This is a genomic window from Lentzea sp. HUAS TT2 (assembly GCF_051853195.1).
GTDB lineage: Bacteria > Actinomycetota > Actinomycetes > Mycobacteriales > Pseudonocardiaceae > Lentzea.
This window is the reverse complement of record NZ_CP196667.1, coordinates 3605185-3623154: the sequence shown is the minus strand read 5'-3', so window position 1 is coordinate 3623154 and position 17970 is coordinate 3605185. Positions and strand designations below refer to the sequence as shown.

At 68.9% G+C, this 17970-nt stretch carries 22 protein-coding genes and 1 tRNA gene; 11 read left to right on the top strand and 12 right to left on the bottom strand.

From position 1 onward, the window contains the following. Window positions 1-10: 10 nt before the first annotated feature. From pqqC to ACSHWB_RS18260, 5 genes are read left to right on the top strand one after another with little or no spacing between them, the layout of a single operon-like run. Window positions 11-706, top strand: coding sequence for a pyrroloquinoline-quinone synthase PqqC (gene pqqC, locus ACSHWB_RS18280; RefSeq protein WP_439663212.1), 696 nt, complete (start codon window positions 11-13; stop codon window positions 704-706). Next, a complete protein-coding gene (gene pqqD, locus ACSHWB_RS18275) occupies window positions 703-981 on the top strand; it encodes a pyrroloquinoline quinone biosynthesis peptide chaperone PqqD (RefSeq protein ID WP_439663211.1) in 279 nt (92 codons plus the stop codon). The genes pqqC and pqqD overlap by 4 nt, the downstream gene beginning before the upstream one ends. Continuing rightward, a complete protein-coding gene (pqqE, locus tag ACSHWB_RS18270; RefSeq protein ID WP_439663210.1) occupies window positions 974-2053 on the top strand; it encodes a pyrroloquinoline quinone biosynthesis protein PqqE in 1080 nt (359 codons plus the stop codon). The genes pqqD and pqqE overlap by 8 nt, the downstream gene beginning before the upstream one ends. Then, window positions 2050-2931 carry a pyrroloquinoline quinone biosynthesis protein PqqB gene (gene pqqB, locus ACSHWB_RS18265; protein ID WP_439663209.1) on the top strand — a complete coding sequence of 294 codons (882 nt, stop codon included), beginning with the start codon at window positions 2050-2052 and terminating at the stop codon, window positions 2929-2931. The genes pqqE and pqqB overlap by 4 nt, the downstream gene beginning before the upstream one ends. A gap of 18 nt (window positions 2932-2949) precedes the next feature. Then, complete coding sequence (locus ACSHWB_RS18260) at window positions 2950-4098, top strand: PucR family transcriptional regulator (RefSeq protein ID WP_439663208.1); 1149 nt, start codon at window positions 2950-2952, stop codon at window positions 4096-4098. Here ACSHWB_RS18260 and ACSHWB_RS18255 read toward each other — a convergent pair. Next, window positions 4052-4897, bottom strand: coding sequence for an SGNH/GDSL hydrolase family protein (locus ACSHWB_RS18255; protein WP_439663207.1), 846 nt, complete (start codon window positions 4895-4897; stop codon window positions 4052-4054). The two genes, ACSHWB_RS18260 and ACSHWB_RS18255, sit on opposite strands and share 47 nt — an antisense overlap. A 116-nt stretch (window positions 4898-5013) precedes the next feature. On the opposite strand from ACSHWB_RS18255, the gene ACSHWB_RS18250 reads away from it, so the two are divergent. Continuing rightward, window positions 5014-5754: an inositol monophosphatase family protein gene (locus tag ACSHWB_RS18250; RefSeq protein ID WP_439663206.1), complete on the top strand. Its 741-nt coding sequence runs from the start codon at window positions 5014-5016 to the stop codon at window positions 5752-5754. After that, on the top strand, window positions 5751-6434 hold the full coding sequence (locus tag ACSHWB_RS18245; protein WP_439663205.1) for an SDR family NAD(P)-dependent oxidoreductase: 684 nt from the start codon (window positions 5751-5753) through the stop codon (window positions 6432-6434). The genes ACSHWB_RS18250 and ACSHWB_RS18245 overlap by 4 nt, the downstream gene beginning before the upstream one ends. A gap of 1 nt (window position 6435) precedes the next feature. Here the strand turns inward: ACSHWB_RS18245 and ACSHWB_RS18240 are convergent, their stop codons facing one another. Then, window positions 6436-7527 carry an MrcB family domain-containing protein gene (locus ACSHWB_RS18240; protein ID WP_439663204.1) on the bottom strand — a complete coding sequence of 364 codons (1092 nt, stop codon included), beginning with the start codon at window positions 7525-7527 and terminating at the stop codon, window positions 6436-6438. A gap of 135 nt (window positions 7528-7662) precedes the next feature. Here ACSHWB_RS18240 and ACSHWB_RS18235 point away from each other — a divergent pair, with 135 nt between their 5' ends. Then, the gene (locus tag ACSHWB_RS18235; RefSeq protein ID WP_439663203.1) at window positions 7663-7971 is read left to right on the top strand and encodes a hypothetical protein; all 309 of its coding nucleotides are present in this window, start codon (window positions 7663-7665) and stop codon (window positions 7969-7971) included. 1 nt (window position 7972) lies between these two features. On the opposite strand, the gene ACSHWB_RS18230 is transcribed toward ACSHWB_RS18235, so the two are convergent. The 10 genes from ACSHWB_RS18230 to ACSHWB_RS18185 form a co-directional block, all read right to left on the bottom strand. Then, window positions 7973-8049, bottom strand: a tRNA-Leu gene (locus ACSHWB_RS18230). Between the two features lie 118 nt (window positions 8050-8167). Beyond that, window positions 8168-9271 (bottom strand): ATP-grasp domain-containing protein, encoded by a 1104-nt coding sequence (locus tag ACSHWB_RS18225; protein WP_439663202.1) that lies wholly within the window; start codon window positions 9269-9271, stop codon window positions 8168-8170. Next, window positions 9268-9390 carry a hypothetical protein gene (locus tag ACSHWB_RS18220; protein ID WP_256238980.1) on the bottom strand — a complete coding sequence of 41 codons (123 nt, stop codon included), beginning with the start codon at window positions 9388-9390 and terminating at the stop codon, window positions 9268-9270. Before ACSHWB_RS18220 ends, ACSHWB_RS18225 begins: the two co-directional genes overlap by 4 nt. Window positions 9391-9588: 198 nt before the next feature. Next, window positions 9589-10914 carry an NAD(P)/FAD-dependent oxidoreductase gene (locus ACSHWB_RS18215; protein ID WP_439663201.1) on the bottom strand — a complete coding sequence of 442 codons (1326 nt, stop codon included), beginning with the start codon at window positions 10912-10914 and terminating at the stop codon, window positions 9589-9591. Between the two features lie 142 nt (window positions 10915-11056). Then, the gene (locus ACSHWB_RS18210) at window positions 11057-11518 is read right to left on the bottom strand and encodes a hypothetical protein (protein ID WP_439663200.1); all 462 of its coding nucleotides are present in this window, start codon (window positions 11516-11518) and stop codon (window positions 11057-11059) included. Beyond that, a complete protein-coding gene (locus ACSHWB_RS18205; protein ID WP_439663199.1) occupies window positions 11512-12741 on the bottom strand; it encodes a DUF58 domain-containing protein in 1230 nt (409 codons plus the stop codon). The genes ACSHWB_RS18210 and ACSHWB_RS18205 overlap by 7 nt, the downstream gene beginning before the upstream one ends. Continuing rightward, complete coding sequence (locus ACSHWB_RS18200; RefSeq protein WP_439663198.1) at window positions 12738-13679, bottom strand: AAA family ATPase; 942 nt, start codon at window positions 13677-13679, stop codon at window positions 12738-12740. The genes ACSHWB_RS18205 and ACSHWB_RS18200 overlap by 4 nt, the downstream gene beginning before the upstream one ends. Then, window positions 13676-14026, bottom strand: a complete 351-nt coding sequence (locus ACSHWB_RS18195) for a hypothetical protein (protein WP_439663197.1) — start codon at window positions 14024-14026, stop codon at window positions 13676-13678. The genes ACSHWB_RS18200 and ACSHWB_RS18195 overlap by 4 nt, the downstream gene beginning before the upstream one ends. Beyond that, on the bottom strand, window positions 14023-14622 hold the full coding sequence (locus tag ACSHWB_RS18190) for a DUF4129 domain-containing protein (RefSeq protein ID WP_439663196.1): 600 nt from the start codon (window positions 14620-14622) through the stop codon (window positions 14023-14025). Before ACSHWB_RS18190 ends, ACSHWB_RS18195 begins: the two co-directional genes overlap by 4 nt. A gap of 276 nt (window positions 14623-14898) precedes the next feature. Beyond that, entirely contained in the window at window positions 14899-15522 is a 624-nt protein-coding gene (locus tag ACSHWB_RS18185; RefSeq protein ID WP_439664624.1) for a uracil-DNA glycosylase, read from the bottom strand. A 30-nt stretch (window positions 15523-15552) separates the two neighbouring features. On the opposite strand from ACSHWB_RS18185, the gene ACSHWB_RS18180 reads away from it, so the two are divergent. From ACSHWB_RS18180 to ACSHWB_RS18170, 3 genes are read left to right on the top strand one after another with little or no spacing between them, the layout of a single operon-like run. Then, a complete protein-coding gene (locus ACSHWB_RS18180; RefSeq protein ID WP_439663195.1) occupies window positions 15553-17010 on the top strand; it encodes a S10 family peptidase in 1458 nt (485 codons plus the stop codon). Further along, on the top strand, window positions 17007-17432 hold the full coding sequence (locus ACSHWB_RS18175; RefSeq protein WP_439663194.1) for a GNAT family N-acetyltransferase: 426 nt from the start codon (window positions 17007-17009) through the stop codon (window positions 17430-17432). The genes ACSHWB_RS18180 and ACSHWB_RS18175 overlap by 4 nt, the downstream gene beginning before the upstream one ends. After that, window positions 17429-17965 carry a chloramphenicol phosphotransferase CPT family protein gene (locus ACSHWB_RS18170; RefSeq protein ID WP_439663193.1) on the top strand — a complete coding sequence of 179 codons (537 nt, stop codon included), beginning with the start codon at window positions 17429-17431 and terminating at the stop codon, window positions 17963-17965. The genes ACSHWB_RS18175 and ACSHWB_RS18170 overlap by 4 nt, the downstream gene beginning before the upstream one ends. The last annotated feature ends 5 nt before the right edge of the window (window positions 17966-17970 follow it).

Below are 17970 nucleotides of genomic sequence, written 5' to 3'. Positions count from 1 at the left end.
AGTTCCGACCATGACTGCCGTTGCGCCCGCGGAGTTCGTCGCCGAACTGCGTGCCCTCGCACCCCGCTACTGGGACAGCCATCCGTTCCACCTGCGCATGCACGCCGGCCAGCTGGGCAAGCACGAGCTGCAGGCGTGGGCCGCGAACCGCTGGTACTACCAGCGTTGCATCGCGCAGAAGGACGCCGCGATCCTCTCGAACTGCCCGTCGCCGGAAATCCGCCGCCAGTGGCGTGAGCGGATCATCTGGCACGACGGCACGCAGCCGGGCGAGGGCGGCGCGGAGAACTGGATCCGTCTCGCCGAAGCCGTGGGACTGACCAGGGAGGAGGTGCTCGACGAACGCCACGTGCTGCCCGGCACGCGGTTCGCCGTCGACGCCTACGTGAACTTCGCGCGCACCCAGCCGTGGGTCATCGGGATCGCGTCGGGTCTCACCGAGATGTTCTCGGGTGCGTTGATGCGCAAGCGTTTGGCGGCGTTGCGGGAGCAGTACCCGTGGATCGCCGAGGAGGGCTTCGCCTACTTCACCGACCGCATCAAGGCGGTCGCCGGTGAGGGACAGGCCACTTTGGACATCGTGGTCGAGCACTCGCTGACCCGCGAACAGCAGCTGGCCGCCGTCTCCGCGCTGTCGTTCAAGTGCGACGTGCTGCGGGCCGTGCTGGACGCGGTCGACTACTACTCGGGCAAGGGCAGGCCGTGACGACCGCCGTCGCGCTGGACGCCGTGCCGCGGATCCGGCGCGGCGTGAAGTGCACCTACGACCAGATCCGGGAGGCGCACGTCGTGCTGTTCCCCGAGGGCGTGCTGGTGCTGAACGAGACCGCTGCTTCCGTTGTGGCGCTCTGCGACGGCGTTCGATCCGTCGGCGACATAGCTGTGCTGCTGGCGGACGAGTACCACGGTGTCGAGCCGGAGGACATCGCCTCGCTGGTGGCCCGCATGGTCGAACGAAGGGTGGTGGACGTCGATGGCTGAGGCACCTTTCGGCCTGCTGGCCGAGTTGACGCACCGGTGTCCGTTGCAGTGCGGGTACTGCTCGAACCCGCTGGAGCTGGTCCGCCGGGACGCCGAGCTGTCGACCGAGGACTGGCGGCGCGTCTTCGACCAGGCCCGTGCGCTCGGCTGTCTGCAGATCCACCTGTCCGGCGGCGAACCGTTGCTGCGTCCCGATCTGCCCGAGCTGGTGGAGCACGCGAACAGCCTCGGCTGTTACGTCAACCTGGTCACGTCGGGCGTCGGCCTGTCGCGCGACCGGTTGCGTTTGTTGGCCTCGCTCGGCGTTGATCACGTGCAGCTCTCCCTGCAGGACGCGACCCGTGACGGCAACGACCGGATCGCGGGCATCAAGGCGTTCGACCGCAAGGTGGAGGCCGCGGCCCACGTGCTCGACGAGGGCCTGCCGCTGACGGTCAACACCGTGCTGCACCGGCAGAACCTCGACAACATCGCCGGCATCATCGCGATGGCGGAGCAGATGGGCGCCGAGCGCCTGGAGCTCGCCAACACCCAGTACTACGGCTGGGCGCTGCGCAACCGCGCGGTGCTGCTGCCCACGCGGGAACAGCTCGCCGTCGCGGACCCGGTCGTGGCCGCGGCGCAGGAACGTCTGCGCGGACGGATGGAGATCGTCTACGTCATCGCGGACTACCACGAGGCCCACCCGAAACCCTGCATGTACGGGTGGGGTGCCCGGCAGCTGACGGTGGCCCCGAACGGCGACGTGCTCCCCTGTCCCGCCGCCACGGTGATCTCGTCGCTGCAGATCGAGAACGTGCGCGACTCGTCGTTGCACGAGATCTGGCACGACTCGCCGTCGTTCAACGCCTTCCGCGGGTTCGAGTGGATGCAGGACCCCTGCCGCTCGTGCCCGCGCAAGGAGATCGACTTCGGTGGGTGCCGCTGCCAGGCGTTCCAGCTGACCGGTGACGCGGCCGCGACCGATCCCGTCTGCTCGCTGTCGCCCGCGCGGTCCACTGTGGACCTGATCCTGGAGACCGAGATGACACCGACCGAGGTTCCCGCGATGGCGATGAGGAAGATGCGGTGAAGGCGGTTCTGCTCGGCACGACCGCGGGTGGCGGTTTCCCGCAATGGAACTGCGCTTGCGCTCTGTGCGTGCGCGCCCGTTCCGGCTCGTTGCCCTCGCGGTCCCAGGACTGCCTGGCGATCAGCGGCAACGGCACCGACTGGTGGCTGGTCAACGCCTCCCCGGACATCCGCACGCAGATCGCCGCGTGCGCGTTGCTGAACCCCGGCCCCGGCGCGCGGGAGACCCCGTTGCGCGGCGCCCTGTTCACCGATGCCGAGCTCGACCACACGCTGGGGCTGCTGACGTTGCGCGGCGGCGCCGGACTGACGGTGTGGGCGCCGGGCACGGTCCTGCACGCGCTGAAGGACCAGTTCGACCTGCGCACGGTGATCGACGGGTACGCGCCGGTGGCGTGGCGTCAGGTCGAGGCCGACCAGACCTTCGAGGTGTCCGGGCTGCGGGTCTCGGCGATCCCGATCAGCGGCAAGCGCCCGAAGTACGCCCGTTCGTCCACTGTGGATGGACATTGGGTGGTCGCCTATCGCTTCGAGGACCTGGGCTCCGGAGGTGTGCTGGTCTACGCGCCCTGCCTGGCGTCGTGGCCCGACGGGTTCGACGAGGTGGTGGCCGGGGCGGACTGCCTTCTGCTGGACGGCACTTTCTACGCTCCCTCGGAGATGGGGTCGGCGACCGGCAGCTCGTCCGGCCAGGCCGCGATGGGCCACCTGCCGATCACGGCTTCGCTGCCAGAACTGCGGCGGTTCCCCGGCGTGCGCCGGCTCTACACGCACCTCAACAACACCAACCCGGTGCTGGACCCGACGTCACCGGAGTCGGAGAAGCTGCGCGAGGCCGGGGTCGAGGTGCCGTTGGACGGCACTGTGATCGAGCTGTAGATCCGCCACAATCACGGGATGTCCTACGTGATCGGTGGCCGCCCGCTGGCCGCGCGGCTCGTCGCCGAGATGCCGTCGTTCGTGCGGCAGGTGATCGCGTCGCTGGTGGAGCGCGTGCCCGCGTACGCCCAGCTGCCGGAGGAGGAGCTCGCCGGCGACATCTACCGCGTCACCGAGCACGCCCTGCGCGCGTTCGCAGAGGTGCTGGCCTCCGGCGAGTTGCCTTCCTCCGAGGAGCTGGGGTTCCTGCGCGAGTCGGCGGCCCGCCGGGCCGAGGAGGGCGTGCCGATCGACGTGGTGCTCACGGCGTACCACGTGGGCATCCAGGTCGTGTGGGAGACGCTGGTGCCCGAGGCGCGGCCGGAGGAGGTCGCGGACGTGCTGGCCCTGAACGCGCTGGCACTGCGGTACTTGCAGCTCGTGACGCCCGTGGTGAGCGCGGGCTACCTCGACGAACGCCAGACGATGTTCGACGACGAACGCTCCGCACGCGCCACGTTGCTGACCGGACTGCTGGCCGGAACCGTTGAGGCGCAAGGACCTTTCGTCGTGCTGGCCCTGGACGTGCCGCCGCATCCCGACGAACTGCTGGCGGGCGTGGACGCGGCCGTCGCCTCCCGCCGCAAGCTGCGCCGCCTGCGCGCGGAGCTCGAACGACACAGCCGCGAACCGGTCCTGTCGTCGCTCACCCCCGAAGGCGGCCTGGCCCTGCTGCCCGGCGAGGACCTGCCGCTGGACCGGATCGTGGCGGACGTGGCCCGAGCATCGGGGGTGCCTCTGACGGTGGCGGCGGTCGCGGCCCCACCCTCCGGGGTCGCGACCGCCGCCGCGCTGGCACGCGAGGTGCTCGCCGTCGCTCTGCGTTCAGGGCCGGGCCTCTACCGGCTGACCGACGTTCTGCTGGAGTACCAGCTCTCCCGGCCCAGCGCCGCCCTGGAACCGTTGGCGGCGATGGTCGCGCCCCTGACCGACGAACTGGTGCAGACGCTGGAGGTCTACCTGCGCCGAGGTTCGCGCAGGCCGGCCGCCTCAGAACTGCACGTGCACCCGAACACCGTCGACTACCGGCTCCGACGCGTCGCCGAACTGACCGGCCTCGACCCGACCCGCATCGAGCACGTCACGCTTTTGACGGCTGCGCTTGCTGCGCGGCGCGCGCGACCGTAGCCCCGAAAGCCGCCATGCCGGCCGCGTTGGGGTGCAACGGCGCCGCGATCGTCGTCGGGATCAGGCCTTCCAGGTACCGGTCGGCGGGCTTGGCACAGGTGTCGTGCCCGACGCTGACGGCAGCGAGGTCGACGTAGGTGGCACCGCGCTTCTCGGCCTCCGCCTTGGCCGTGGCGCTGAGCAGGTTCACCGATCCCTGCAGGTAGTCGGCGTCGCGCGCCCAGATCGGCTGGGCCGGGTAGCAGCCGCCGGGCCGGATGTAGGTGCCGTACCCGGTGACGAGGATCTTCGCGTGCGGCGCCCGCCGCTTGACCTCGTCGAGCGCCGCCCCGAACTCCGGCGCCCAGTTCCTGATGGCCGCGGCGACCTGGTCACCACCGGCCGTGAGCCGCGCCTTGCAGGAGAACCCGGCGGGTTCGGGAAGCAGGTTGATGCAGCCCAGCGCCGTCTGCACGAGCCCCACGTCGTTGCCGCCGATGGTGATCGACACCAGGTCCGTCGTGGACTTCAGCGCGTCGTACTGCGGCTTCACGAACCCGAACTGCCTCTGCGCGAAGTCGTCCGTCGTCGCCCCCGAACACGTGACGTCGGTGAGGTTCGCGTTGAGGATCTTCGCCGCGATCCGCGGGTAGTTGTTGTCACTGCTCCGCAGACACCACAGCGCCGGATCCTGGTTGGGAATCAACGGCCCGGCCGCCGCCGAATCCCCCAACGCCACGTAGTCGAGCGTGTCCGCCTGCGCGGTGCTTGTTCCGGCGACCAACATCGCCACGACAGCCAACCCGGCCACGATCCGCATCCGAACCTCCAACGTCGTTGTCAGACCTGCTCATCGTGGTGGCTCACGTCACGTGCGGGGGTGGGACGTTGCCCAGAGTCACCCGGTCGTGTTTGTGACCGATCACAATGGGCCCCGTGACTCCTCGCGATCTCCTCTCGCTGGCCGTGGACTCCTGCGTGGACGCCGCCAAGCTGCTGCGCGACATCCACGTCGACGTGTCCGCGAAGGGCACCTACGACCAGGTCAGCTCGGCCGACGTCGAGGTCGAGGCGTTCCTGCGGTCCGCCCTGGTCGCAGGCGCTCCGGGGTCCGCGGTGGTCGGCGAGGAGTTGGGTAGTTCTTCTGCACCCGTGACCTGGTACGTCGACCCGATCGACGGCACGCGGAACTTCGTGCGCGGTCTGCCCTTGTCCTGCATCTCGGTCGCCGCCGCTGTCGACGGTGTGCTGGTCGCCGGCTGCGTGCTCGACCCGTTCCGCGACGAACTCTTCACCGCGGCTGTCGGCGTGCCGTTCAGCGTGCAGTCCTCTGGTCTGGTGATCACTCCGGGCTCGAGCCCACGGCCGTTGGTGCTGACCGACATTCCGCTCCCCGGCAGCCCGTACACCGGCGAGATGGAGCTGCTGGGCGAACTGCTGGCCCTGGCCGACGTCCGCCGCGTCTACTCGACGGCCCTCTCGCTCGCCTGGGTGGCAACCGGCCGTGCCGACGCGGCGGCGAACATCGGCGTGTTCCCGTGGGACGTGGCCGCGGGCGCGGTGCTGGTCCGCGAGGCGGGCGGCGAGTTCCACTCCATCGGCACGAACGCCTTCGTCGCCGGCCGGGGTGAGATCGTGCAGTGGCTGGCACAACGTGTGGAGGGCATCGTCTCGTGATCGATCTCAGCGGCAAGGTGGTGCTGGTCACCGGCACTTCCGGCACGATCGGCAACGGCATCGCGCAGCGGTTTCTGGATGCGGGCGCTCTGGTCGTGCGGCATCGGGGTGTGGAGGACGGCGACCTGCGGGACTCCGCTCAGCGCGTGGTCGACGACGCCTTCGCCCGGCACGGTCGGCTGGACGCGGTCGTCAACAACGCCGGGGTGCAGCCTGTGGAACCTTTGTCTGGCATGACTTCTGCGCAGTGGCAGTCCGTTGTGGACATCAACCTGACCGGGCCGTTCGCCGTCACCCAGGCCGCGGTTCGGCATCTGCCTCGCGGTGGGTCGGTCACCCACATCGCGTCGATCGAGGGCACCCATCCGGCGCCGGGGCATGCCCACTACGCCGTGTCGAAGGCGGGACTGATCATGCACGCGCGTGCGGCGGCGTTGGAGTACGGGCCGCTCGGGATCCGCGTGAACACCGTGTCGCCTGGGCTGATCGCCCGGCCCGGTATCTCGGAGCAGTGGCCGGAAGGGGTCGCGCGGTGGCAGGCCGCGGCGCCGTTGAGTCGGCTGGGGACGCCTGAGGACGTCGGGAACGCTTGTGTGTTCCTGGCTTCGGAGTTGGCTTCTTGGATCACCGGTCAGGATCTTGTGGTGGACGGAGGCGTGACGGCCCGCCCGACCTGGTGACCTACTCCCCGACGAGGTACCGGTACGACACAGGCGTCAGGTTGGGCACCTCGATCTGCCACGGGTGGATCACCCGCAAGACACCACCGGACGCCGTGCCCGAGCGGTCGAGCACGATGCGGCTGACGATCAGCAGCATGTTCCGCGGGTACTTGTCCTGGTGCAGGGCGACCTCGTTCTTCGTCAGCATGATCTCGGACGCGTCCGTCCACGTCGTCGTGGTGCCCTTGACCTCGACGTACAGCCGCTCCCCAGCGCGTCGGGCATCGAGGTCGTACGACTTGGTGGCTCCGACGTCCTTGACCCGGTACCCCTCACCCACGAGGTACTCCGTGGCCACGGCGACAGCACGCCGTTCGATGGCGATGCGCTCCTCGGCGTTCTGCCGAAGCCCCCACCCGCGCCGCGCCTTGCCCGCCGAATGCTCGGCCTCGACCTCGGCGTCGGCGATCTCGGGGGCCGGCTCGCCAGGAATGTCGACCGAGTGATCCACGATCTCGTACAGCTCGCTCAGAACGGAGACGAGGAAGGTCAGGTCCTCGACGAGCACCTCGTCGGAAGGCAACGCCTCCAACGGGTAGTCGAACGCGACGACGTTCCCGTTCTCGTACGCGGGCCCCAACTTCGACCCACGCGCCTTGAGCTCGATCTTCTCGACCAGGTCCGGACGCGCGCGCAGCCGTGTCTCCAACACCCCACGCGCCCACCGAGCCCGCTGCAGCAGCTCCTCCTTGGGACGGGCGGGAAACTCGGTGTTCTCCCAACGGGTCGCGCCCTGCATCAACGACAGGTAGACACGATCACCCTGTGCCCCGAACAGATAGACGACGTACCAGCCCATGGTCGCGGAGGACGAGCGGCGGAGCGAATGCACCCGAGCCCACGGAATCTCGGACTTGCCACCCGTGGCGTCCTTCGCCTGCACGCCCCAGTCGATCTCGACCGGCGCGGCACGCACAAGCGCGGGCAACTGTTCCCGCAGCCATCCCGCCACGTCGTGCCGCACCAGCCGACCACGCCTCTCCATCTCAGGCGTGTTCTTGGAGGTCCACTGGGGCTGCAACAGCAGAACGTCACGGAGAAGCTCGCGCATGGGGAACGGGCCACCACCCTCACTACAACGATCAGTAACCACAAGATCGCATGTAGCCCGACCGGGTGTTACCCGATCAGGGGCGGTTGCACGCAGCGCAGCGCTCGCTCGGCCGAACAAGCCGAGCGGACGCTCGTGACGAACACCACATCGATTGGTACAACAGTGCCAATCGGGCCGACCGGCGAGGAGGCCGCGCCACTTGATGCACTTCCGTACCTGGTCGCGAACCTGAGCAAGGCTCCTGACCTGCTGCTACGACGCCTGATCAAGATCACCCGGCTTGGCGTCCGCCTGAACGATGACCATGATCAACTTCTGGTTACTCTCCGGCTCCCCTCCGAGCATCTTTCGGAGGTAGCAGTACGGCCGAACGGATCGCCGAAGCGGTGGCCGCAGAGCACAAAACGCCTGATCAAGCACCGAATCCTGGTACGGATCTAGTTGGTGCCCCCGACGGGATTCGAACCCGTACTGTGATCCTTTTAAGGGACCTGCCTCTACCGATTGGGCTACGGGGGCGCGGTGAGCCTAGGCGTTGATCGTCGGCTTGTGTGAGCGGATGGTCGTTTCTCGCCCGAGCGGCCCAGCGAATTGGACTAGAGCGAGCATCCGGGTAAGCGTCGAACGGACCCGAACATCAGCGTGCCCTCCCCGCGCCGAGCAGCTCCTTGAAGCGCATCGCCACCCAGTCGTGCACGGCCGTGGAGACGCTGTTGTCGTCGGCGCGGTGTTCGAACCAGCGCCAGTCGCAGTTGACGTTGATCTCCAGGAACACGTGGTCGCGGCCTGTCACCAGGAGGTCGAACGCGGCCACCTGCACGCGCCAGTGGCGGGCCAGGGCCAGCAGCCTGTCCTGGAGTGATGCCGGGACCGAGGTCGGGGTCACGCGGACGGCGTCCGGGTCCACCCAGAGCTGGGCCGGGTCGAGCTTGTCCACCTGGAAGGCGATGCACTGTTCGCCCACCACGAACACGCGCAGTTCGGTGTCCGAGGGGACGTACTCCTGGACGATCACAGGGGCTGGTTCTGGGGCGTCTGAGGCGCGCGAGGTTTCCAGTGGGCGCGGGAAGAGGCCGTGCTGGACACCTGGGCGTGGCTCCAGCAGGTGCCTGCCTGCCGTTTTGACGATGCAGGCGCCGCCGCCTGGGCGCGTGCGGCCTGGACGGGTCGTTACGGCCGTGCGGGGCACACGGAGACCGAAGGCAGACGCGTCGGAAAGCTGCGTGAGACGGTCCAGGTGCGTTGAGAAGCGCGACGGGTTCACGTGAGCCCAGTCGGAGCGGGAGGACAGCCAGTTGGCCACTGAGGCCCACTGGTCGACGGCGTAGGCGCCGGCGAGGGTTCCTGGTTCCACCGGGACCGCGGAGAGTTCGAAGTGGCGGCGCCAGACGAGCAGCGGGCGCAGGAGCCAGCGGTCCAGTTCGATCAGGGGCTGGTCCGTGTAGACCGAGAGCGGGAGGTCCACGCAGCGGTCTGCGTCTATGCGGGCCATCCGGATGCCGCGCTCTGCCAGTGCGATGGAGAGTTCGTTCATCTCCATGTCGGCGGCGCGAGCCAGGACCAGTACGCAGGGTTGCGGGTTGCCGTCGCCCTCGTCGACCATGCCGAGGCGGTGGACCTGTTCCTGGAAGTCCAGACACTTGGGCGGGGAGCGGAAGAGGTATTCCTGGCCCTGCAGCAGAAGCGGTCTGGCAGCCTCGGACGGGGCACCTGGCACCCGCCCGTCAGCCGACCTGCTCAATCGTCCTTCTTGCTGCGGAAAACCTGCCCCGCCTGCGCGTACTCTGCGGCGTACTGCGCCAGCGCGGGGTCCTCGATCTCGCCACGACGAAGCTGTGCGGCCAGCTCCTCGAGAGACATCGGGATCACCTCTCTCCCCACATGGCGAATCACGCATTCAGGTGATGCACCAGCCGTAGTCTCCGAAACACGTAACGCAATGTCAAGGCGACCCTCGGAGCTTACTCCGATTGGGCGCTCAAGTTCGGCCCCCAGAGCAACGAGATGCCCCGAACGAGGACCTCGTTCGGGGCATAACGTCACTACAGAGCGTTAAACCTAGGACTGCACTGCGCGGTCGAAGTCCGACTTCGGGTCGTTGATCTGACCCAGGGCGACGATCTCGCGGCCGTAGAACAGCGCCTGCGTCCAGTCCATCAGCACGCGGAGCTTGCGGTTCACGGTCGGCATGAACGCCACGTGGTAGCTGCGGTGCATGAACCACGCCGGCACGCCCTTGAAGCGCAGGCCGAACACGTCCGCGACGCCCTTGTAGAGGCCGAGGCCCGCGACCGAGCCGAGGTACTTGTGGAAGTAGTCCTTCGGCTTCTGGCCGCGCAGCGACGCGACGATGTTCTTGGACAGCAGCTTCGACTGGCGGATGGCGTGCTGCGCGTTCGGCACGCACGTCGCCGTCGGGTCCTCCTCGGTGCGCGAGAGGTCCGGCACCGCGGAGCAGTCACCGGCGGCCCACACGCCTTCGAGGCCCTGGACCTGCATGGCGGCGGTGCACCGGACGCGGCCGCGCTCGTCGAGCGGGAGGTCCGTGTTGCGCAGCACCGGGTTCGCCTTCATGCCGGCGGTCCAGATGATCGTGTCGGAGTCGAACTCGGTGCCGTCGTCGAGGATGACGTGGCCGCCCTCGAGGGACTTCACACGGGTGTCGAGGTAGATCTTCATGCCGCGCTTCTCCAGCGCCTCGACGGTCCACGCGCCGAGCTTGGCGGACACCTCGGGCATGATCCGCCCGGCGGCCTCGACCAGGACCCAGTTCATCTCTTCGGGCTTGATGCCCTCGTAGTACCGAAGCGCATACCGCGTCATGTCCTCGAGCTCGGCGAGCGTCTCGATGCCCGCGAAGCCACCACCGATGACGACGAAGCTGAGCAGCTTCTTGCGCAGGTCCGCGTTGTTCGTGCTCGCTGCCTGGTCCAGGCGCGACAGCACGTGGTTGCGGACGTAGATCGCCTCGCCGATCGTCTTCATGCCGATGCCGACCTCGGCCAGGCCGGGGATCGGAAGCGTGCGGGAGATCGCACCCAGCGCGGAGACGAGCACGTCGTACTCGATCTCCTCGACGTGGCCGTCCGACAGCTCGGCGGTCACGATCTTGCGCGAGTGCTCGATCTTGGTGACGCGGCCGGTGACGACGTGGCAGCGCTTGAGCACCTTGCGCAGTGGAGCGACGACGTGGCGCGGCTCGATCGAGCCGGCCGCCGCTTCTGGCAGGAAGGGCTGGTAGGTCATGTGCGGCTGCGGGTCGATTACCGTCACGGACGCCTCACCGGAGCGCAGTTTCTTCTGCAGTCCGAGAGCCGTGTACATCCCGACGTACCCACCGCCGACAATGACAATCCGAGTGGGGTGCGACTTCACAGCAGCCATACACATATGGTCGCACCAGGACCCCCTTTTTCGCGCGTCCGAAGGGGCTGTTGTGACTACCGTCGCGCGGTGACGCCGGACACGATCGCGGCTGACCTGCGCCTCCACCGGAAGTCGAGCCGTTCTCCCTGAGAGAGTCGATTCAGATCCTCAGCGCGACGACCCCGATGAGGACCGTCAGAGCCCCCAGTCCGAGCACCTCCACGAGCCCGATACCGGCACCCGACGGGGTGATCGCGGCGAACGCGGTGACGACAAAAGTGATCACTTGGACAATGGCGAACCGGCACGCTGGTGCTTTCAGCGCAACGGGCTCGATTTTCGTTTTCACCGGAACGACCGCGGCCAGCGCGGACGTCACGTGAATGAGGTGCAGCGCCGGAATCATGATCAGCACTTCGAGCCGCAACGGGTGCCCGTCGGCGAACGCCATCGCCAGGGCCGCGTAGCCGATCAGCAACGCCGCGCCCGCGCTCCCCGGCATCAGCACGGTGAGCACCGTCAGCCCCGAGACGATCAGCAACGGCCCGATCGACGACGACTCCAGGTGCAGGATCAGCGCCACGGGCAACGCCGCGAGCACGATCGCCAGCCGCATCAGCATTCGCGCGTCACCACCACGCCGTGCTCGGCCATCCGACGCAGCCGCAGCCGGTGCTCCGCGGCGATCATCTCGGCCGCGACCTCACCCCACGGCGTCTCGTCGTCGGGTTTCAAGGACATCGGCAACGTGTTGATCGCCAGCACGACGTGTCCGTGCTTGCGCGTCTGCACGGCCAGCTCCGCGATGTCGTCGTCGAGGAACGGCGACAGCACCACGACCACGCACCCGTGCGGCAGCTTGCGCAACGCCACGCGCGACGACCATCCGGCGGCCTGCACGCACACGACCAGCTGTGTGCGGATGCGCATCAGGTGTCGCCGTCCGACGCCGGAACGCACGTTGAGCTGCGGCCGTGACAGGTCCATCAACCCCACCCGGTCGCCCTGCCGCAGGTAGCCCGCGGCCATCGACGCCGCCTGCCGCACCGCGCGGTCCAGGCTGCCACCGGGCCGCGTCGCCGAGCCGTAGTGCGGAGACGCCCACTCCGCCACGTCCGCGCCCACGTCGGCACGGGTGTCCAGGGCCAGCACGATCTCCGCGTCGGCCTCGGCGTGCCGTTCGCGGACGTGCACGGTGCCGGTGCGGGTCGTGACACGCCAGTCGATGCGCTTGAGCCTGTCCCCCGGCTGGAACGCCCTGATGTCGCGCAGCTCGGTCGAGTCACCGGCGCGCGGCGAGCGGTGGATGCCGACCAGTCCGGCCGGCCGGGGCGGCAACGGGCCTGCCGGGTCGTGTTCGACGGGCGGCAGGATCGTGCGGACGTGCTCAACGCCCACGATCGGCCCGTAGACGTGCATGCCGTCCGGCCCGGCGAACAGGTGGTCCAGCCGCAGGTCGACGCCGGGACCCCACGCGTCGCGCTTGATCTCCACCGGCAGGTCGGGCGAGTGCGCGGGGACCGCCCGCACGCCACCGGGCAGCTTGACCACCGCGATCTCGGCGTCGGCGCCGTCGAGGTGCGCGACGGTGTGCACGACACCCATGCCCGCCCCGCGCGGCACCGGACGAACGCTGACCGTGGGCGTGCCACGGGGTTTGCTGGTGAGCAGTACGGACAGGATCAGCGGCACGCCGAACAGCACCAGCTCGACCTGGTGCAGGAACATCCCGCCGACGACGAGCCCGACGCCCAGCCAGACGGCACGCGAGTACGCGTCCGTCGGATGCCAGTGCGCGCCGTGCGACTGGGCGAACGCCTCCCTGATCTTGTCCGCCCTGCTCATGAGCTGGGCGGGCCCGGAACCTTGCCGAGCAGCTCGGTGACGACCTGCACACCGGTCACGCCGGACGTCCACGTCTCGGGCTTCATCACGAGCCGGTGCGCCAGCACGGCGACCGCGCACTCCTTGACGTCCTCGGGCGTCACGTACGCACGATCGTCCAAAGTGGCCAGTGCGCGGGCGACGAGCACGAGCGCCTGCGCACCTCGCGGGGAAGCGCCGACCTCGACGGACTGGTGCTTGCGCGTCGCGACCGCCAGATCCACGCAGTACCGCAGGAGATCGTCGTCCACAGTGGTCTTCTCCAGCTCCGCCTGCAGCTCCGCGAGCCTTCCGGCGGCCAGCACCGGCGCCACCTCGGCCTCCTCCCGCTGCCGCGCGATCCGCCGCCGCAGGACCTCGACCTCTTCCTCGGCGGGCGGGTAGCCGATGTCGAGCCGCACCAGGAACCGGTCGAGCTGCGCCTCCGGCAACGGGTAGGTGCCCTCGTACTCCACGGGGTTCGAGGTGGCGAGCACGTGGAACGGCCTGGGCAACGGGAACGTGCGCCCCTCGACCGTGACCTGCCGCTCCTGCATGGCCTCCAGCAACGCCGACTGCGTCTTCGGCGGCGTGCGGTTGATCTCGTCGGCCAGCAGCAGCCCGGCGAACACGGGCCCCTGGTGGAACTCGAACTCGCGGCTGCCGGGGTCGTAGAGGAACGAGCCGGTGACGTCCGCGGGCAGCAGGTCCGGCGTGCACTGCAACCGGCGGAAGTCCAGCGACAGGGCCTGCGCGAGCGACCGCGCGATCAGCGTCTTGCCCAGGCCGGGCACGTCCTCCAGCAGCACGTGCCCGCCGGCCAGCACGGCCGCCAGCGCGAGCCGCAGCGTGCGCGTGCGCCCGACGACGACCTTGCCGATCTCGTCGAGGACCGCTTTGGCCTCCAGCGAAATGGTCACTCGACCCTCCTGAGCCTCTCCGCGAGTTCCTTCGGGCCGGGCATCTCGGACGCCTCGATCCCCAGTCGTGCCAGCCGGGCGCTAAACCGTTCCCGGTAGCGCCTCGGGTCCTCCGCCGCCTCGGTGAGCCTGCTCGCGAGCGTGCTGGCGTGCGCGGTGCTGATGGAACCGGGCGGCGGCGGTGCCGAGCTCCAGACGATGTCGGTGGCCCGCGGCAACCTCGTGACCAGCACGCCGAACGCGGTCGGCGGCACGGCCAGCGCCACGGCCCACGCCGGCGAGGCGCCGAGCCACCAGATCACCACGCCGATGATCACCCCGACCACCAGTGCCAGCACGGTCCTCATGCGAGCTCCCGGACGATGCGGCTCAACTCTTGTTGCGCCTGCTGGGCTTGCGCGGGCGTCACGTCCTCGTGCCCGAACCGCGCGCGTTGGTAGAGGTCCTTCAGCACGACCGCGTCCACGCCGAGCTTCTCGGTGAACTCGGTGGGCGTCTGGTGCGGCAGGCGCTCCTCGGTGGCTTCGAGTGCGACCCAGGCGGCGATCACGGCGTCGCGCGGCGGCCGGTTCGGGTGCTGGGTGAACTGCTGCAACGCCTTCTCGACGCGCCGCACGACCGCGGACTCCCCGAACTCGGCGCCCTCGATCTCCACCCCGCGCACCCCGCGACGCCGGCGCCACCGGGGCAGCTCGAACGCGAGGATGATCCCAACCAGTCCGAACAGGACCAGCCCCACGAGCAGTAGCAGGTACACGGTGATCGGCACGGCGAGCGCGCCCGGCAGCTCGTTCGGCAGCGGGACGTCCAGCTGCGGCGCGCTGTCCTGCGGCGGCGGGCGGCTGTCCAGGCGGTTGACGAACGTGACAGGGGACGTGCCGCCGGCCGCGACGACGACGATCAGCAACGCCGCCACCGCCACCCCGGCCCGCCACCACTTCATGCCGGACAGCCTTACACGCACCAGCGGACTTCGGATGATCCTTCGGCCAACTTGCAGGTGTGGCCTCGAAGAACGTGTTGACCGACTGTCCCGAGCGCCTTCGCACCAGCCCAGTCAGCTGGGCTCCGTCTCGGCCGTTCCACACTGTTCCGGGGAACCTGGAACAGACGAATGCGCGGAACGCCTCTCCAGAAGGGCGTTCAGAACGCTGATTTGATCTTGATGAGCGTGTTCTCACAGCGCAGTCGGTGCGACGGCTCGCCTCATCGACGCGCCCTAGGCAGAGCTCATCGCCCGTTTCAGCACGTCCTGCAGCATCTCCTGGGTCAGCTTCCCGGTGAACGTGTTCTGCTGCGACACGTGGTAGCACCCGAACACGGTCAACCCGCCCAGAACCACCTCCACCCCGTGCCCGAACTTGGGCCGCGCGGACCCCAGCAACGGCAGGAAGGCCTGCCACCCGAACGCCCCGAGCACCACGACGGACCGCAGCGACGTCATCAGCCCGAGTTCCTCGCGCAGGAACGGCGAGCACCGGTCACGTTCGGCGGGTGTCGGCTTGTTCGCGGGCGGCGCGCACCGCACCGGTGACGCGATCCGCACGCCGTAGAGCTCCAGCCCGTCGTCCACGGACACGGACGTGGGCTGGGAGGCCAGTCCGACCTCGTACAACGCCCGGTACAGGAAGTCGCCGGAACGATCACCGGTGAACATCCGCCCGGTCCGGTTCGCCCCGTGCGCCGCGGGTGCGAGACCCACGATGAGCAGCGACGCGTCCAACGGACCGAAGCTCGGCACTGGCTTGCCCCAGTAGTCCCAATCCATGAACGCCGCGCGCTTCTCGCGTGCCACCGTCTCGCGCCACTCCACCAGGCGTGGGCACGCTCGACAGGCCGTTATTCGATCGTCGAGTTCCGTAGTGTTGCTCCCATGTCCGAGGAGAAGACCGAAGAGAAGCCCGAGTCTCCCGCTGATGATCTGGTCACCACCCAGCACAGCATCACCGTCAAGGGCCGCGAGCTGAACTACACCGCCACCGCCGGGCGGATCGTGCTCAAGGAAGAGGTGACGAAGGACGGCGTGTTCGAGGGCCACAAGCCCAAGGCCGAAGTGTTCGTCACCACCTACACGCTCGACGGCGCCGACCCGCTCAAGAGGCCGGTGACCTTCGCGTTCAACGGCGGACCGGGTTCCGCCAGCGTGTGGCTGCACATGGGGCTCCTCGGGCCGCGCAGGGTGCTCAGCGGTGACGTCGGCAACCTCACCGCGCCGCCGTACGGCATCGCGGACAACGAGGAGAGCCTGCTCGCCGAGAGCGACCTCGTGTTCATCGACCCGGTGTCGACCGGGTTCTCGCGGGCCGCGCAGGGCGAGAAGGCCAGCAGCTACCACGGTTACCAGCCCGACATCGAGTCCATCGCCGAGATCATCCGGCTCTGGACCGCGCGCAACGGCCGCTGGATGTCGCCGAAGTTCCTCTGCGGCGAGTCGTACGGCACGCTCCGCGCCGCCGGCCTCGCGGACCACCTGCAGAAGAAGCACGGCATGTACCTCAACGGGCTCATGCTGATCTCCTCGGTGCTGGACTTCGCGACACTCGAGTTCAACGAGGGCCACGACCTCGGCTACACGCTCTTCCTGCCGACGTACGCGGCCATCGCGCACTACCACGGCCTGCACGGTGACCGTCCGCTCAAGGAGGTGCTCGCCGAGGCCGAGGAGTTCGCGGTCCGCGACTACCCCTACGCCCTCGCGCGCGGCAACCGGCTCACCGACGTCGAGCGCGCCGCGACGATCGAGAAGCTCGCCAGGCTCACCGGGCTGTCCGAGGAGTACGTGGACGCGGTCGACCTGCGCATCGAGCACATCCGGTTCTTCACCGAACTGCTGCGGCGCGACCGCAAGACCGTCGGCCGCATCGACGCCCGCTTCACCGGCTGGGACACCGACTACGGCCGCGAGGGCATCTCCGCGGACCCGTCGATCGACGGGATCCTCGGCCCGTACTCCACCGTGCTCAACCACTACGTGCACGCCGAGCTCGGCTACTCCAGCGACCTGCCGTACGAGACCCTCGCGCGGGTCATCGAGAACTGGTCGTACAAGGAGTTCGAGGGCCGCCACGTCACGACGGCGGGCAAGCTCTCGGCGGCGATGCGGGCGAACCCGCACCTCAAGGTCCACGTCGCGTTCGGCTGGTACGACGGCGCCACGCCGTACTTCGCGGCCGAGCACCTGATCGCGCACCTGCAGATCCCGAAGGAGCTCACGGCGAACATCGAGTCGGCCTACTACCCGGCCGGCCACATGATGTACGTCCACGAGCCCAGCAGGATCCAGCAGTCCGAGGACCTGGCCGCGTTCGTGCGGAACTCGTCCAACACGTGATCCTCGACCTGTCCGACGACGCCGTCCTGCGCGAGCTGTGGACGGTGCAACGTCTGGCGTACGCCGTCGAGGCCGAGCTCATCGGCTTCGACGGCATCCCGCCGCTGCACGAGTCGCTCGACGAGCTCCGCGCCTGCGACGAGACCTTCCTCGGGCTCTACGACGAGGAGGGGCTCGCCGGCGCGGTGTCGTACCGGCTCGACGGGTCCACTGTGGACATCTGCAGGCTGGTCGTGCACCCGCGGGCGCATCGCCGTGGCATCGCGTCGAAGTTGCTCGACGCGGTGCCGGGCGGGCCGCAGACCGTCAGCACCGGCACCAAGAACGAGCCCGCGCTGGCGCTGTACCGCAAGCGCGGGTTCGTCGAGATCGGCATGCGCGAGGTCGCCCCAGGGGTGACGATCACGGACCTGAGCCGGTGATCGTCTTCCTCAACGGGACGTCCAGCTCCGGCAAGTCGAGCATCGCCGCGGAGCTGCTGAAGGTGCTGGACACGCCGTACTTCGCCATGGCGGTCGACGACTTCGGTGCCATGCGCTCCGTCGAACGCACGCTGGAGCTCGACGGGCCGGCCCAGCAGGAGCTCCTGCGGCGCACGAGGGCGGGTTTCCACCGGGCCGTGGCGGGGATGGCGCAGGCGGGCAACGACGTGGTGGTCGACTACCTGCTGAGCGAGCCGTGGCGGCTGGAAGACTGCCTCGACGTCTTCACGGGCCTGGACGTCGTCCTCGTGGGCGTGCACTGCCCTCCAGACGAGCTGGAGAGGCGCGAACGGGCGCGGGGTGACCGCGTGCCCGGCACGGCGGTCAAACAGCTGCAGAGCGTCCATCAGCACGGTCTTTACGACTTCGAGGTCGACACCGGTGCCGGCAGCCCGCGCGAGTGCGCGCTCGCGATCAAGGACTTCGTCGGCCGGGCACCCGCGCAGCGCGCCTTCGACGTGCTGCGCGGGTGAGTGAG

Bases quoted from the DNA above. Each gene is read 5' to 3' on its own strand.
- pqqC (WP_439663212.1), top strand. From the start codon at position 11: ATGACTGCCGTTGCGCCCGCGGAGTTCGTCGCCGAACTGCGTGCCCTC.
- pqqE (WP_439663210.1), top strand. From the start codon at position 974: ATGGCTGAGGCACCTTTCGGCCTGCTGGCCGAGTTGACGCACCGGTGT.
- ACSHWB_RS18260 (WP_439663208.1), top strand. From the start codon at position 2,950: ATGTCCTACGTGATCGGTGGCCGCCCGCTGGCCGCGCGGCTCGTCGCC.
- ACSHWB_RS18255 (WP_439663207.1), bottom strand. From the start codon at position 4,897: ATGCGGATCGTGGCCGGGTTGGCTGTCGTGGCGATGTTGGTCGCCGGA.
- ACSHWB_RS18240 (WP_439663204.1), bottom strand. From the start codon at position 7,527: ATGCGCGAGCTTCTCCGTGACGTTCTGCTGTTGCAGCCCCAGTGGACC.
- ACSHWB_RS18220 (WP_256238980.1), bottom strand. From the start codon at position 9,390: ATGTCTCTCGAGGAGCTGGCCGCACAGCTTCGTCGTGGCGAGATCGAG.
- ACSHWB_RS18215 (WP_439663201.1), bottom strand. From the start codon at position 10,914: ATGGCTGCTGTGAAGTCGCACCCCACTCGGATTGTCATTGTCGGCGGT.
- ACSHWB_RS18210 (WP_439663200.1), bottom strand. From the start codon at position 11,518: ATGCTGATGCGGCTGGCGATCGTGCTCGCGGCGTTGCCCGTGGCGCTG.
- ACSHWB_RS18205 (WP_439663199.1), bottom strand. From the start codon at position 12,741: ATGAGCAGGGCGGACAAGATCAGGGAGGCGTTCGCCCAGTCGCACGGC.
- ACSHWB_RS18195 (WP_439663197.1), bottom strand. From the start codon at position 14,026: ATGAGGACCGTGCTGGCACTGGTGGTCGGGGTGATCATCGGCGTGGTG.
- ACSHWB_RS18190 (WP_439663196.1), bottom strand. From the start codon at position 14,622: ATGAAGTGGTGGCGGGCCGGGGTGGCGGTGGCGGCGTTGCTGATCGTC.
- ACSHWB_RS18180 (WP_439663195.1), top strand. From the start codon at position 15,553: ATGTCCGAGGAGAAGACCGAAGAGAAGCCCGAGTCTCCCGCTGATGAT.